At 43.0% G+C, this 14,452-nt stretch carries 13 protein-coding genes, 1 rRNA gene and 1 riboswitch; all 14 genes read left to right on the top strand.

The features are described from left to right. Positions 1-18 precede the first annotated feature (18 nt). Positions 19-134 (top strand): 5S ribosomal RNA (gene rrf, locus CSV64_RS14520). Between the two features lie 447 nt (positions 135-581). Further along, on the top strand, positions 582-1,109 hold the full coding sequence (locus tag CSV64_RS14515) for a DUF2179 domain-containing protein (RefSeq protein WP_099635305.1): 528 nt from the start codon (positions 582-584) through the stop codon (positions 1,107-1,109). After that, complete coding sequence (locus tag CSV64_RS14510) at positions 1,106-1,291, top strand: NETI motif-containing protein (protein WP_099635304.1); 186 nt, start codon at positions 1,106-1,108, stop codon at positions 1,289-1,291. Before CSV64_RS14515 ends, CSV64_RS14510 begins: the two co-directional genes overlap by 4 nt. Before the next feature lie 127 nt (positions 1,292-1,418). Then, positions 1,419-1,519: riboswitch (purine riboswitch) on the top strand. Positions 1,520-1,679: 160 nt separating this feature from the next. Further along, a complete protein-coding gene (gene purE, locus CSV64_RS14505) occupies positions 1,680-2,168 on the top strand; it encodes a 5-(carboxyamino)imidazole ribonucleotide mutase (protein WP_099635303.1) in 489 nt (162 codons plus the stop codon). 2 nt (positions 2,169-2,170) lie between these two features. Continuing rightward, on the top strand, positions 2,171-3,292 hold the full coding sequence (gene purK, locus CSV64_RS14500) for a 5-(carboxyamino)imidazole ribonucleotide synthase (RefSeq protein ID WP_099635307.1): 1,122 nt from the start codon (positions 2,171-2,173) through the stop codon (positions 3,290-3,292). 36 nt (positions 3,293-3,328) lie between these two features. Beyond that, positions 3,329-3,583 carry a phosphoribosylformylglycinamidine synthase subunit PurS gene (gene purS / locus CSV64_RS14495; protein WP_099635302.1) on the top strand — a complete coding sequence of 85 codons (255 nt, stop codon included), beginning with the start codon at positions 3,329-3,331 and terminating at the stop codon, positions 3,581-3,583. Further along, positions 3,580-4,263: a phosphoribosylformylglycinamidine synthase subunit PurQ gene (gene purQ, locus CSV64_RS14490; protein WP_099635301.1), complete on the top strand. Its 684-nt coding sequence runs from the start codon at positions 3,580-3,582 to the stop codon at positions 4,261-4,263. Before purS ends, purQ begins: the two co-directional genes overlap by 4 nt. Then, complete coding sequence (gene purL, locus CSV64_RS14485) at positions 4,253-6,484, top strand: phosphoribosylformylglycinamidine synthase subunit PurL (RefSeq protein ID WP_099635300.1); 2,232 nt, start codon at positions 4,253-4,255, stop codon at positions 6,482-6,484. Before purQ ends, purL begins: the two co-directional genes overlap by 11 nt. Next, positions 6,460-7,884 carry an amidophosphoribosyltransferase gene (purF, locus tag CSV64_RS14480; RefSeq protein WP_099635299.1) on the top strand — a complete coding sequence of 475 codons (1,425 nt, stop codon included), beginning with the start codon at positions 6,460-6,462 and terminating at the stop codon, positions 7,882-7,884. The genes purL and purF overlap by 25 nt, the downstream gene beginning before the upstream one ends. A gap of 11 nt (positions 7,885-7,895) precedes the next feature. Further along, on the top strand, positions 7,896-8,954 hold the full coding sequence (purM, locus tag CSV64_RS14475) for a phosphoribosylformylglycinamidine cyclo-ligase (RefSeq protein ID WP_099635298.1): 1,059 nt from the start codon (positions 7,896-7,898) through the stop codon (positions 8,952-8,954). After that, positions 8,951-9,520, top strand: coding sequence for a phosphoribosylglycinamide formyltransferase (gene purN / locus CSV64_RS14470; protein ID WP_099635297.1), 570 nt, complete (start codon positions 8,951-8,953; stop codon positions 9,518-9,520). Before purM ends, purN begins: the two co-directional genes overlap by 4 nt. Positions 9,521-9,569: 49 nt before the next feature. After that, positions 9,570-11,105, top strand: a complete 1,536-nt coding sequence (gene purH, locus CSV64_RS14465) for a bifunctional phosphoribosylaminoimidazolecarboxamide formyltransferase/IMP cyclohydrolase (protein ID WP_099635296.1) — start codon at positions 9,570-9,572, stop codon at positions 11,103-11,105. Between the two features lie 21 nt (positions 11,106-11,126). Further along, positions 11,127-12,386, top strand: a complete 1,260-nt coding sequence (gene purD / locus CSV64_RS14460; RefSeq protein WP_099635295.1) for a phosphoribosylamine--glycine ligase — start codon at positions 11,127-11,129, stop codon at positions 12,384-12,386. A gap of 349 nt (positions 12,387-12,735) precedes the next feature. Continuing rightward, positions 12,736-14,451 (top strand): adenine deaminase C-terminal domain-containing protein, encoded by a 1,716-nt coding sequence (locus tag CSV64_RS14455; RefSeq protein WP_099635294.1) that lies wholly within the window; start codon positions 12,736-12,738, stop codon positions 14,449-14,451. The last annotated feature ends 1 nt before the right edge of the window (position 14,452 follow it).

Here is a 14,452-nt window from a genome sequence, read left to right as displayed (position 1 = left end):
CAAGCTTTACTCAAAGAGTCTAGTAACGATGGCGAAGAGGTCACACCCGTTCCCATACCGAACACGGAAGTTAAGCTCTTCAGCGCCGATGGTAGTTGGGGGTTTCCCCCTGTGAGAGTAGGACGTTGCTAGGCCCGAAGCCATTCCTTATGGGGAGTGGCTTTTTTGTGTTTTATAATATACTAATGTGTAACGAAATGTAGGGGATTTATACATAAACTTTCAATCTCCGGACTGTAAAGTCAGCAAACTGCTCATGTGTATTCTTATTCGCTCTATTAATCTAGACAAGCGCTATTATGTATCCCGCGTTCCGCTCAATGAACCCTGTCGAGCGCTCTATGTATCCCGCTCACCGCTCAATGAACTCAGTTAAGTGCTCTATGTAATCCCTCTTTCGTTCTATAAACCCAGATAAGCGCTCTAAACTTCCAACCATCCGCTCTATAAACCCAATCAATAACTCTATCCATCTCGAAATCTTCACAATCTTTCGCCGTAATCTACTATTTAAAAGACTTTCCTTGAGTTTTTAACTAAGGCGCGATACGATTATCCTACTTGTTTAAAGGAGTGGTGCAATGGTAATGATATTAATTATTTTCGCAATCAATATTGTCTATGTAACGTTTATGACAATACGAATAATCCTCACACTGAAAGGTTATCGTTATATTGCTGCAGCAGTGAGTATGATAGAAACAGTAGTATACGTCATAGGGCTTGGTTTGGTACTTGATAATTTAGACCAAATCCAAAACTTAATAGCTTATGCGCTTGGGTATGGTATAGGTGTTATTATCGGTTCGAAAATTGAAGAGCGCTTAGCACTTGGTTATATAACGGTTAATGTGATCACGGCAGATGTCGATAAGGAAATGCCCGCTGTATTACGACGACTTGGATATGGTGTTACTGACTCATCAGCTAATGGGTTAAGTGGTAATCGTTCAACTATGCAGATTCTGACGCCTCGTAAGTATGAAATGCAACTGTATAAAACGATAACGGAACTCGATCCGAAAGCATTTATTATATCGTATGAGCCTAAGTCGATACACGGTGGCTTCTGGGTGAAAAGTGTGAAAAGAGGCAAGTTATTTAAATGAGTAAACAAAAGGTCTGGTTTGATAGAGAAGAAGATGAAACACTCGATGAATGTTTGGCGAGAATTCAAAGTTTAGGATATACTGTTGTCGCCAGAAGAGAGAAACCACTATTTAAACAGGTTGGGGAAGAGTATATTCCAATTAGACAACAAACACAATTTCAAGCTATCAAAAATAGCTAATAACTGTCAAGATAAAGAGAACTGATGTTTAATCCTTCATATGTCAACTTAAAGGCGAATGATTGTAAAAGACTTATAATGTAATGTTCGTCTTTTAGTTGACGGATTATGTATTAATTGATAATATAATAAGAGTAAATGAGTTCCCCGTATATGCTACAGAATTGGCTGTGGCGTTTCTACCAAGACACCGTAAATGTCTACACTATGTGGGAAAGCAATTTTTCTTGGATAATCATGGGGAATGGCTAAGTTACGATAGCTATGTAACCATTTTGGTAAGGGTCCTTGAAAGTTCTGCTTTTTGTGCATGTGAAAAGTGGAGTTTTCAAGGACCTTTTTATTGTTTTATATTAAATCATGTTGTGCATGAAGGAGCGGATTAGATTTGGAACCGAAGATTGGTGTCATAATGGGCAGTAAGAGCGACTGGGAAACAATGAAGCATGCATGCGACATATTGGATGAACTAGGAGTTCCTTATGAAAAGAAAGTAGTGTCAGCCCACCGTACGCCGGATTTCATGTTTGACTATGCAGAACAAGCAGAGAAAAAAGGATTACACGCTATTATCGCAGGAGCAGGCGGAGCTGCCCATCTACCAGGGATGGTTGCAGCAAAAACGCTAGTTCCTGTTATTGGTGTGCCTGTGCAATCTAAAGCATTGAATGGTATGGACTCGCTTTTATCCATCGTTCAAATGCCAGGAGGTGTACCTGTCGCGACTGTGTCAATCGGTAAAGCCGGTGCTACAAATGCAGGCCTCCTAGCGGCTCAAATGCTCTGTGTGCAAGATGAAGAATTACGTAAAAAACTGCAGCAAAGACGCGATGAAATGAAGAAAATCTCGCTGGAAAGCAGTGGTGAACTGAATTGAAAATGATTAAACCAGGACAAACGATCGGTATCATCGGTGGTGGTCAATTGGGGCGGATGATGGGACTTGCAGCAAAAGAGGCTGGTTTCAAGATTGCGGTACTTGATCCAACAAAAAATTCCCCTTGCGGACAGTTAGCAGATATCGAAATTGTTGCACCGTATAATGATGAAGAAGCGCTGAATGAATTAAGCCAAGTAAGTGATGTTATTACATTCGAATTTGAAAACATCGATTATGAGGGATTGAAACGGCTGACAAAGAAAGCTTATGTACCTCAAGGTGCTGAACTAGTCCGTATCACGCAAAATCGTATCAATGAAAAAGCTGAGATTCAAGCAGCTGGAGTATCGGTTGCGCCTTACATAACTGCTGAGACATATGAAGAGTTAGTACAGAAAATTGATGATCTTGGGTTCCCTTGTATCGTGAAAACAGCTTTTGGTGGCTATGACGGTAAAGGTCAAGTAAAGCTTGAAGCCAAAGAGCAAATTGAAAGTGCAAAAGATCTGTTTAGACACTCTTCTTGTATAGCAGAAGCTTTCGTTCCGTTTGATAAAGAGATTTCCGTTATCATTCAAAGAAACCCAGCAGGACAAACCTATTGCCTGCCAATTGCAGAGAACATTCATAAGCATCATATCTTGCACGAATCGATTGTACCGGCAAGAGTGGATCAAGCGGTTTTGGAGCAAGCCGAAGATGCGGCAAAGAAAATTGCGGGCCATTTAGAGTTGGTAGGAACACTAGCAGTTGAAATGTTCGTACTGCACGACGGGGCAATCATTATTAATGAATTAGCTCCACGCCCACATAACTCTGGTCACTACTCGATTGAGGCATGCAACATCTCACAATTTCATCAGCATGTCCGTGCGGTCTGTGGTTGGCCGTTACGCGAGCCGAAGTTATGGGCACCATCCATTATGGTGAATGTACTTGGAGAACATGTAGCACCGCTTCAAGAGCGCATCGCGGATTATCCAGATTGGTCAATCCATTTATACGGCAAAGCAGAAGTGAAAGAAAAACGTAAAATGGGTCATGTCACGATTATGACGGAAAATCTTGAAGAAACTCTGCAAGAAATTGAGCAGTCTGGTATTTGGCAAGATAATAACTAAAAAAAACTATTATTTCCACTTTGGGAGGAACCGACAATGACGAATGTAACTATTTATGTAACACTACGTGAAAGTGTTGTAGATCCACAAGGCATCGCGACGACTGAAGCACTTCAAAAGATGGGCTATGAAGAAGTGAAAAGTGTACGAGTTGGGAAACTAATCGAATTACAGCTTGATGGATCAGAAGAGACAATTGAAGCACGTGTGAATGAAATGTGTAACGATCTATTGATTAATAAAGTCATTGAAGATTATCGCTTTGAAATCGGGGAGGTTGTCAGCAAATGAAGTTCGCCGTTCTAGTATTCCCAGGTCTTACTTGTGATCTTGATATGTACCATGCAATTGAGGAAACAGTAAAGCAAGATGTTGAATACGTTTGGCATACTGAAGCTGATCAACTCGATCAATTCGATGCGGTTCTATTACCGACAGGCACTTCATACGGCAACTACTTACGTCCGGGTGCATTGGCGAAAAGTTCACCTGCCTGCAAACAGTTACAAGCATTTGCTGAATCCGGTAAATTGGTTCTGGGTGTAGGTAATGGTTTTCATATCTTAGTAGAAGCAGGTATCCTTCCAGGTGGATTCTTACGTAATCAGAGTTTGAAATTCCGTTCAGCTCGTGAAACGGTACGAGTGGAAAATAACAATACAGCTTTCACAAAAGACTATACACAAGGTCAAGTGCTCACATTGCCAGTAGCTAACGAATTTGGTAACTACTACGCTGACGAGCAGACAGTGGAAGAGCTGAAAAATAATAATCAAATCGTTTTCACATACGCGAATGAAAATACTGATGGCAGTACAGAAGCAATCGCGGGAATCACGAATAAAAGAGGTAATGTACTCGGTATGATGCCACTACCTGAACGTGCAGTGGAAGAAATCATCGGTGGAACAGATGGAACAGCTTTATTCCAATCAATCATGAACAATCGGGGTGAACAGCATGTCAATTAATCACGAACCTACAGCGGAGCAAATCAAAGAGAATCGTTTATATCTCCAAATGGGCATGACAGATGCAGAGTATGAGCGTGCGGTAGAAAAACTTGGACGTACTCCGAATTACGTAGAAACGGGTCTGTTTTCTGCTATGTGGTCAGAACATTGTTCGTATAAAAGCTCAAAGTCTGTATTACGCAGATTTCCTACTGAAGGTGCACGTGTATTACAAGGACCAGGTGAAGGTGCTGGAATTGTAGACATCGGTGATAATCAAGCTGCTGTCTTTAAAATGGAATCTCATAACTCGCCATCAGCAATCGAGCCTTTCATTGGTGCAGCAACAGGTGCAGGTGGAATTATTCGTGACGTATTCTCTATGGGTGCGCGTCCGGTAGCATTAGTCAATTCACTTCGTTTCGGAGATTTAACAGACCCTCGAGATAGATTCTTGTTTGAGGAAGCAGTTGCTGGAATCGCGAGTTACGGCAACGCAATGGGAATCCCGACAGTAGCTGGTGAAGTTCAGTTTGATCAGTGCTATTCGAAGCGTCCGTTAGTCAACGCGATGGCAGTCGGTTTGTTGAATCATGAAGATATTCAAAAAGGTGTCGCAGCTGGAATTGGCAACACAGTGATATACGCAGGGGCTACAACTGGTCGTGATGGAATTCACGGAGCTACAATGTCTTCTTCCGAACTTTCTATTGAAGAAGAGCAAGAACTACCGGTCATGCAAGCAGGAGATCCATTCATTGAAAAGCTATTGATGGAAGCTTGCCTAGAACTAGTTCAATCAGATGCGTTGATCGGTATTCAAGATATGGGTGCAGCAGGTCTTACTTCTTCAGCAGCAGAAATGGCTTCAAAAGCTGGTTATGGTGTGGAGTTGAACTTGGATCTTGTGCCACAGCGTGAAGAGAATATGACAGCGTATGAAATGATGTTGTCTGAATCTCAAGAACGTATGTTGATTGTTGTGAAAAAAGGTCGTGAAGAAGAAGTCATTGCACTATTCACGAAGTATGGAATAACTGCAGCGACAATCGGTCATGTAACAGATGATAAAATGCTTCGTTTGCTTCATAAAGGCGAAGTCGCAGCGGAAGTTTCAGCAGATCTATTAGCTGAAGATGCACCAAGCTATCAGAAAGAATCAAAAGAACCTGCATCGTTTGCGAAAAACCAGGCGATTGAAAATACAGAACCACAAGTAACGAACTTGAAAGAGACACTACTCGATTTATTGCAACGTCCTACGATAGCTTCTAAAGAGTGGGTATATAATCAGTTCGATACAGGTGCAAGAACGAATACTGTTCTCGCACCAGGGGCATCTGCAGGTGTGATCCGTGTTAGAGGAACAAACAAAGGTATTGCGATGACAGCGGATTGTAACTCTCGATTCATTTATTTGGATCCAGAAGTTGGCGGGAAGATTGCAGTGGCTGAAGCTGCACGTAACCTTGTCTGTTCAGGCGCAGAGCCAATCGCGTTGACTGACTGTTTGAACTTTGGTAGCCCGGACAAGCCTGAAGTATTCTGGCAGCTGGAAAAATCAGCTGACGGTATTTCAGAAGCTTGTCGCAAACTGAATGCACCGGTCATCGGCGGTAACGTATCTCTTTCCAATGAAGTAAACGGTGTGCCAATCTATCCAACACCAACAATTGGTTTGGTAGGAATCGTCCATGATTTAAGCCAAGTGACAACACCTGGTTTCAAACAAGCTGGAGATGCAATCTACTTGATTGGTCAAACAGAAATGGAATTCGGCGGCAGTGAATTGCAACAAATGATCGAAGGAAAGATCTTCGGTAAATCACCTGCAATCGATTTGGACTTAGAAGCAACTCGTCAACAACAACTTCTCCAAGCGATCCAAGCTGGAATGATTCAATCAGCTGATGATTTGTCAGAAGGCGGATTTGCAGTAGCGCTTTGTGAAGGTACATTTGGCTCACAAGGTTTGGGTGCTGATGTAACAGTGGAAGGTTCAGCAATTACTGCATTGTTCAGTGAAACACAGTCACGTTTCTTGGTTACGGTACAAGCTGAACAAGTAGCTGCGTTTGAAGAAAAAGTTCAAGATGCAGTGAAAATCGGAACAGTGACAGATGGCGAAGAAATCGTCATCAAAGACGCAGAGGGAACTGTCCTAGTAGAAGGGACGGTAGAAGAATTCCAAACTGCTTGGAAAGGGGCAATTGCATGCTTGCTGAACTCAGAGGACTAAACGAAGAGTGCGGCGTATTTGGTATTTGGGGACATGACGATGCTGCACAGCTCAGCTATTACGCATTGCATGCACTTCAGCATCGTGGACAGGAAGGAGCCGGTATCGTTGTAAAAGGCGAGAACGGTCTCCATGCAGTCAAAGGGGAAGGTCTGGTCAATGAAGTGTTCTCAGGCGAAAAACTGAATTCACTTGAAGGACGCGGCGCAATTGGGCAAGTTCGCTATACGACAAAAGACGGACGTGGTATAGAAAATGTTCAGCCACTAGTGTTTCGTTCAACAACGGGTAGCTTGGCTATCGCACATAACGGTAACCTAATCAATGCGACAGATTTGAAAGAACATTTGGAGCGTCAAGGCAGTATCTTCCAAAGTACATCTGATACAGAAGTACTCGCTCACTTGATCAAACGTAGCAGTGGTTCACGTAATCACCGAGACCGAGTGAAAAAGGCACTTAGTATTTTAAAAGGTGCATTTGCATTCGTGTTAATGACAGATGAAGGGTTGATGGTTGCACAAGATCCAAACGGTATGCGTCCATTATCTTTAGGGAAAATTGGTGATGCGTGGGTCGTTGCATCAGAAACTTGTGCATTTGAAATTATCGGTGCTGAACATGTTCGTTCAGTAGAACCGGGTGAATTGCTGATTATTAATGATAATGGATTAACGTCCGAGCGTTTTGCAGAACCCGCAGATAATGCGATGTGTTCTATGGAATATGTCTACTTCTCTCGTCCGGATTCAAATATCGATGGCATAAATATTCATGCTGCACGTAAACGTTGCGGTAAACAATTGGCTCGTGAAGTACAGATTAGTGCAGACGTCGTCACAGGGGTTCCAGATTCCAGCATTTCTGCTGCCATTGGATTCTCTGAACAAAGTGGCATTCCATATGAGTTGGGATTAATTAAAAACCGCTATGTCGGACGAACATTTATACAACCATCTCAAGCGTTGCGTGAACAAGGCGTGAAGATGAAACTATCACCAGTACACCAAGTCGTGGACGGTAAGCGGGTCGTAATGGTCGATGATTCAATTGTACGTGGTACAACATCTAAACGAATCGTCACTATGCTTCGCGATGCAGGCGCTAAAGAAATACATGTCGTCATTGCTTCACCACCTTTAATTGCTCCATGTTATTACGGTGTGGATATTAGTTCTGATTCAGAATTACTTGCGACAGGTCGTACTATAGATGAAATGCGTGATGAGATTGGTGCCGATTCACTCTCATTCCTTTCAATTGATGGAATGTTGGAATCGAATGGTCGGTCATCAGAAATGAAAAACTGCGGACAATGTTTGGCTTGTTTCACAGGTGAGTATCCGACAGAGATATATTCGGATACGGCAATGCCGCACGAAAAAGAAATCGTACGATAGGAGGCCTTTCCATGTCGAAGGCATATGAAAAAGCGGGAGTTAATATTGAAGCTGGCTATGAGTCAGTTGAACGCATGAAGTCTCACGTAGCACGAACATCTCGTAAAGGGGTGGCAGGTGCTTTTGGTGGGTTCGGCGGAATGTTCGATCTATCTGCGCTGGAATATAAAGAACCAGTCCTCATTTCTGGTACAGACGGTGTTGGCACGAAGTTGAAATTGGCTTTCATGGCGGACCGTCATGACACAATTGGGATTGACTGTGTCGCAATGTGTGTGAATGATATCGTAGCGCAAGGTGCAGAGCCTCTGTATTTCCTTGACTATGTAGCACTAGGTAAAGCAGTACCTGAAAAAGTGGAAGCAATCGTCAAAGGAGTAGCGGATGGTTGTGTACAATCGGGTGCGGCATTGATAGGTGGAGAAACGGCTGAAATGCCAGGTCTCTACGAGGAAGATGAATATGATTTGGCTGGTTTTGCAGTAGGAGCTTGTGAAAAGAGCAAGCTGGTAACAGGCGAGCGTGTGCAAGAAGGTGACGTACTAGTTGGAATCGCATCGAGCGGTATTCACTCGAACGGCTACTCTTTAGTACGCCATATCGTATTTGAACAATTGGGCGCGGATATTAACGGCACGATTGAAGGCTTTGAAGATCTTGGCACAGTAGCGGATGCGTTATTACAGCCGACTAAGATCTATGCTAAGCCGGTACTTGAAATGCACCAACAGCTTGATGTGCACTCTATGGGTCATATTACAGGCGGCGGATTTTTCGAAAACCTTCCACGTATGTTCTCGGAAGGATTTGGAGTAGAAGTAGATTTAGGTGCTTGGCCTGTACTTCCGGTATTCCACATGTTAAAAGAAAAAGGCGAATTAACGGATCGCGATTTATATAGCGTTTTCAACATGGGTGTTGGATTTGTCGTAGCCTTACCGGAAGCAGAAGCTGAAAAAGCAATCGAAATCGCTAAAGCACATGGTGAAGAAGCATATGTAATCGGACGTGTTACGAAGCAAGAAGGCGTAACATTTAACGGTGAACATGACGGGACATTGTCAGAATGAATAAAGTAAAGATCGCAGTATTTGCTTCAGGCAGCGGCAGTAACTTTGCCGCTTTGGCAGAAGCATGTGAAGCGGGGCGCATTCCAGCTGAAATTGTTTTGATGGTGACAGATAAACCGGATGCTTTCGTCAATGAACGGGCGAACAAAATAGGTATTTCAATTGCAGCCATTCGACCTCGTGACTTCGAAACGAAGGATGCCTATGAACAAGCTATACTCAAAGCATTACAAGAAGCACAAGTAGAATGGTTAATATTAGCTGGCTACATGCGATTGATTGGTCCTGTATTATTGGCAGCGTATCCTGAACGGATCATCAACATCCATCCGTCTCTATTGCCTTCCTTCCCAGGAAAGGATGCGATCGGACAAGCAGTAGCTGCCGGCGTTAAAATAACGGGTGTCACAGTTCATCTTGTAGATGAAGGAATGGATACAGGTCCAATTTTAGCACAGCGCGCAGTGGACGTTATCGATGGAGATGTTGAACAAACTGCTTTAGCTATCCATGCCGTGGAACACGAACTATATACAGCAACATTGCAAAACTTATTTAAAAAATGATGAGCCTGTTGTGATGACAGGCTTTTTTTATAAACTGGAGGGAATTCCTTTGAAAAAACGCGCATTGTTAAGCGTATCAGATAAAAGTGGGATACTAGAATTTGCGAAAGAACTCGAACAGCTTGGATATGAATTATTGTCTACGGGTGGTACGATGAAGCATTTGAAAGACAATGGTGTTGCTGTAACGGCTGTAGATGAAGTAACAGGATTCCCAGAAATCATGGAAGGCCGCGTGAAAACATTGAACCCGATGATTCACGGTGGATTACTTGCTAAGCAAGATGATCCTGGACATCAGGCACAAATGGAAGAGCATGGCATCCAGCCAATCGATGTAGTCTGTGTAAACTTGTATCCTTTCAAAGAAACGATTTCCAAACCGGATGTATCAGCAGAAGATGCAATCGAAAATATCGATATTGGTGGACCCGCAATGCTTCGCGCGTCTGCAAAGAATCACGCATACGTGACAGTCATTGTGGATGCAGCTGACTACAGTGCAGTACTCGACGAACTGAAAGCGGATGGCAAGACGACTCTTGAAACACGCCGACGTTTAGCGGCTAAAGTGTTCCGTCACACGGCAGCTTATGATTCATTAATTTCTGGCTATTTGACAGACCTAGCGGGAGAACAATTCCCAGAACAAGTTACGTATACATACGAGTTGAAGCAACCATTGCGTTATGGTGAAAATCCTCATCAGCAGGCGGCATTCTATAGTCGTCCACTTGGATCTGATTTCTCGATTGCCTATGCCGAACAGCTTCATGGAAAAGAATTGTCTTATAATAATATCCAAGATGCCAATGCAGCGATTCAAATAGTAAAGGAATTTACTGAGCCCGCGGCTGTAGCAGTTAAGCACATGAATCCATGTGGTGTAGGTACAGGCGAGACGATCGCTGAAGCTTTCCAAAAAGCTTATGAAGCAGATTCTACATCTATTTTTGGTGGAATCATTGCATTAAATAAAGAAGTTGATCAGGAAACAGCTGTGCAACTTGCTGATATATTCCTTGAAATCGTCATTGCCCCTTCATTTACAGAAGAAGCACTTGAGACGTTGACGAAGAAGAAAAACATACGTCTTCTAACAATTTCATTTAAACAGCAGAAAAAAGATCAGTGGAACACAGTATCTGTTGAAGGTGGATTATTAATGCAACAACCTGATGCTCACGGTTTTGAAGAAGCGGATATCAAAGTGGCAACAGACCGAGAGCCTACCGAAGCAGAATGGAATGCGATGAAGCTGGGATGGGCAGTTGTGAAACACGTGAAATCTAATGCGATCGTCGTAACAGATGAGCATATGACAATTGGTGTAGGTGCAGGTCAGATGAACCGTGTAGGTGCTGCAAAAATCGCTCTGACACAAGCAGGCGAACGTGCAAAAGGAGCAGCACTTGCATCTGACGCATTCTTCCCTATGGATGATACAGTTGAAGCAGCGGCAAAAGCAGGTATTACGGCAATCATTCAACCAGGTGGTTCCGTAAAAGATGCAGATTCCATTAAAAAAGCCAATGAATACGGCATTACGATGGTATTCACAGGCGTACGTCATTTCAAACATTAAGAGTGCAGGGAGTAGATGAACATGAAAGTTCTTGTAATTGGAAGTGGCGGTCGTGAACATGCGATAGCTAAACAGTTCAACCAAGCGCCTTCTGTATCAGAAGTATTTGTAGCGCCTGGCAACGACGGTATGCAGCAAGATGCAACATGTGTGAAAATTGCAGCTACAGACTTTGAGGCTTTGGCAGATTTCGCAATCGAACAGCGTGTTACGTTGACGTTCGTTGGACCAGAACAGCCGCTAGCAGAAGGAATTGCCGATTATTTCCTAGACAAAGGTTTAACGGTATTCGGACCGACTCAGGCAGCTGCTCGTATCGAAGGCAGTAAGTCATTCGCCAAGGAAATCATGGACAAGTATGATATTCCCACAGCAGCCTATGGAACATTCACGGATGCTGAAGAAGCAAAGTCGTTCATCCGCGAACAAGGTGCCCCAATCGTAGTGAAAGCTGACGGATTGGCAGCTGGAAAAGGCGTAATTGTTGCGATGGAATTACAGGAAGCATTAGATGCGGTTGATGACATGATCGGCAATCAAAAGTTCGGTGAATCATCATCACGTGTTGTGGTAGAAGAATTTCTCGACGGCGAAGAGTTCTCTTATATGTCGTTCGTCCATGACGGACAAATCTATCCAATGGTGATTGCACAAGATCATAAACGAGCATATGACGGAGATCGCGGTCCGAATACAGGCGGAATGGGAGCTTATTCCCCAGTTCCACAAATTTCGGATGCAATTGTGCAGGAAGCATACGATCGCGTAGTCGTACCAACGGTTGATGCTATGACAGAAGAAGGAATTCCTTTCACAGGCATCCTCTATGCAGGATTAATACTTACGGAGCAAGGTCCAAAAGTTATTGAATTCAATGCCCGATTTGGCGATCCGGAAACACAAGTCGTCTTACCGCGTATGAAATCAGATTTTGGTAAGTTCATGGAAGCTCTACTGGCTGGAGAATCGTTCGATCTTGAGTGGCATGAAGAAGCGATGTTAGGCGTTGTCATTGCATCGGAAGGGTATCCTTCTGATGTAGTGAATGGTCACGCACTTCCAAAACTTGATATACTGACTAATCAAGGGCTTGACGTCTTCCATGCAGGAACGAAGCTAGAGGATGATCACTTTGTTGGAAACGGTGGACGTGTACTTCTTGTTGCGGCGAAAGCAGCTACACTAAAAGAAGCACAAGAGAAAGTTTACACTGGTCTTGCCGATCAAAAATGGGATGGATTCTTCCACCGTACGGATATTGGATGGCGTACATTTGAATAAAGGATGAAACAGGACTGTGCTAGAAGTGTGATATTACTTCTAGCGCAGTCTTTTTTAATGCTAAAAAATGTCTACTTCAAACCGCGACCTGTTCTTTGAGGTTACATACTATTTAGTTCGTTTGAAAAACAGGTTATCCACAGCGCCTTCGATAAATTGTGGTTTATTAGTGGAAAAAGTGTGAATAAGTTGTTGGTAATGTGTGTAAGTGTCTGTTATCTTGTGGATTAATGAAAAGTCTCTTGTGTATAACCTTTGCATGACAAAGCTATTCCAGATTGAATTGCTATGTTACTATAAAGCAATAGTTAACAAACAGGAAAACTACTTTTAAGGGACGGTGATCGGCATGTGGAGTGCAAAAGAAATACAGTCACAACTTGCGATTATTAATGGACAGAAAGCGCCTGATATCGTAATTGAAAACGCTACCTACTTACATTCTATATTCAAGAAATGGATGCAAGGAAACATTTGGATTCAAGGTGATCGGATCGTTTATGTAGGGAAGCGCATGCCGACTATGCTTGAAGGAACAGAACGTGTTGACGCTTCCGGAAAGAAAATAGTTCCGGGATACATCGAGCCGCATGTCCATCCATTCCAATTATATAATCCAGAAACATTTGCAGACTATGCATCCCGTCGAGGAACAACAACTTTCATATCAGACAATCTCATCTTGTTCTCGATGTTGGATCAGCAAACAGCATTTACATTCATTGATCAACTGAATGAACTGCCATTCTCATTTTATTGGTGGGCACGTGTAGATTCGCAAACCGTACTACAAAATGAAAAAGAACTTTTCAATCCTGCTGATATTGCCAAATGGATGGAGCGACCTGATGTATTAATGACAGGTGAGCTAACAGGTTGGCCAAGATTAATACGAGGCGATCAAAAAATGATGGAGTCTTTACGGGAATCGAAACGACTCGGTAAAAAGATCGAAGGACATTTTCCAGGTGCATCGGAACGTACATTAGCTCGAATGAAATTGCTTGGAGCGGACGGTGATCATGAGGCGATGACTGTAGACGAAGTGGAAAGACGCTTACAGCAAGGGTATGCTGCTACATTACGGTATTCTTCAATTCGTCCCGACCTACCAGTTATATTGAAAGGTATTGTAGAGAAGGGGTGGGATGTTTTTGATCATTTGATGATGACGACTGATGGTTCCACTCCTTCGTTCTACCGAGACGGTGTAATGGACCAATGCATCCAAATAGCACTTGACGCGGGAGTACCACCGATCTATGCGTATCAAATGGCGTCATATAACGTGGCGAGGTACTACGATATTACGGACTTGCATAGTGTAATTGCGACAGGCCGGTTTGCAACGTTGAACTTTTTAGAAGATGAATATAATCCTGTCCCGACTGATGTATTATCAAAAGGGAAGTGGGTACTTCGAGATAGTACATCGTCTACTGCATTCAAAGCGGTAGATTGGAAAGTGATGCCGGTATTCGACTTGCCTTATGAACTGACAGATGAAGACTTTACATTCCCGTCTTCAACGGGGATTCAGATGGTAAATGATGTGATTACGAAAGTATACGAAAGTGAGCTGGATCTCAGTAGTCCAACTATTGCCTCTGGCGATGAATGCTATTTGATATTACTGGATAAGAACGGGAAATGGCGTGTCAATACTATATTGAAAGGGTTCGGGAATGATCTGCAAGGTTTTGCATCTTCCTATTCAAATACTGGAGATGTATTATTGATAGGACAGGATTGGCAAGAGATGAAGCGAGCATTTGATGAAATCAAGAATATAGGCGGAGGCATGGCACTCGCTGAAAATGGTAAGATTATTGAAACATTACAACTAGCGGTCGCAGGCGGATTGTCCGTTCAACCGATGGAAGTAATCATCGAAGAAGAGCTAGCAATGAAAAAGGCGTTAGGACAACGTGGCTATGCACATGGAGATGCTGTATATACATTATTATTCCTTCAATCTGTTCACTTGCCATATGTCCGTATCACGCCGGTTGGTGTCTTACAAGTAATGAAAAATGAACTATTAATCCCTCATATAGAAAGGTAGG

This window comes from Sporosarcina sp. P32b, from assembly GCF_002743335.1.
Classification (GTDB): Bacteria; Bacillota; Bacilli; order Bacillales_A; family Planococcaceae; genus Sporosarcina.
The sequence above is the reverse complement of the archived record's forward strand: the minus strand, read 5'-3'. Positions and strand labels throughout refer to the sequence as shown.

Bases quoted from the DNA above. Each gene is read 5' to 3' on its own strand.
- CSV64_RS14510 (WP_099635304.1), top strand. From the start codon at position 1,106: ATGAGTAAACAAAAGGTCTGGTTTGATAGAGAAGAAGATGAAACACTC.
- purN (WP_099635297.1), top strand. From the start codon at position 8,951: ATGAATAAAGTAAAGATCGCAGTATTTGCTTCAGGCAGCGGCAGTAAC.
- purF (WP_099635299.1), top strand. From the start codon at position 6,460: ATGCTTGCTGAACTCAGAGGACTAAACGAAGAGTGCGGCGTATTTGGT.
- purL (WP_099635300.1), top strand. From the start codon at position 4,253: ATGTCAATTAATCACGAACCTACAGCGGAGCAAATCAAAGAGAATCGT.
- purD (WP_099635295.1), top strand. From the start codon at position 11,127: ATGAAAGTTCTTGTAATTGGAAGTGGCGGTCGTGAACATGCGATAGCT.
- purS (WP_099635302.1), top strand. From the start codon at position 3,329: ATGACGAATGTAACTATTTATGTAACACTACGTGAAAGTGTTGTAGAT.
- purM (WP_099635298.1), top strand. From the start codon at position 7,896: ATGTCGAAGGCATATGAAAAAGCGGGAGTTAATATTGAAGCTGGCTAT.
- purQ (WP_099635301.1), top strand. From the start codon at position 3,580: ATGAAGTTCGCCGTTCTAGTATTCCCAGGTCTTACTTGTGATCTTGAT.
- purK (WP_099635307.1), top strand. From the start codon at position 2,171: ATGATTAAACCAGGACAAACGATCGGTATCATCGGTGGTGGTCAATTG.
- CSV64_RS14515 (WP_099635305.1), top strand. From the start codon at position 582: ATGGTAATGATATTAATTATTTTCGCAATCAATATTGTCTATGTAACG.
- CSV64_RS14455 (WP_099635294.1), top strand. From the start codon at position 12,736: ATGTGGAGTGCAAAAGAAATACAGTCACAACTTGCGATTATTAATGGA.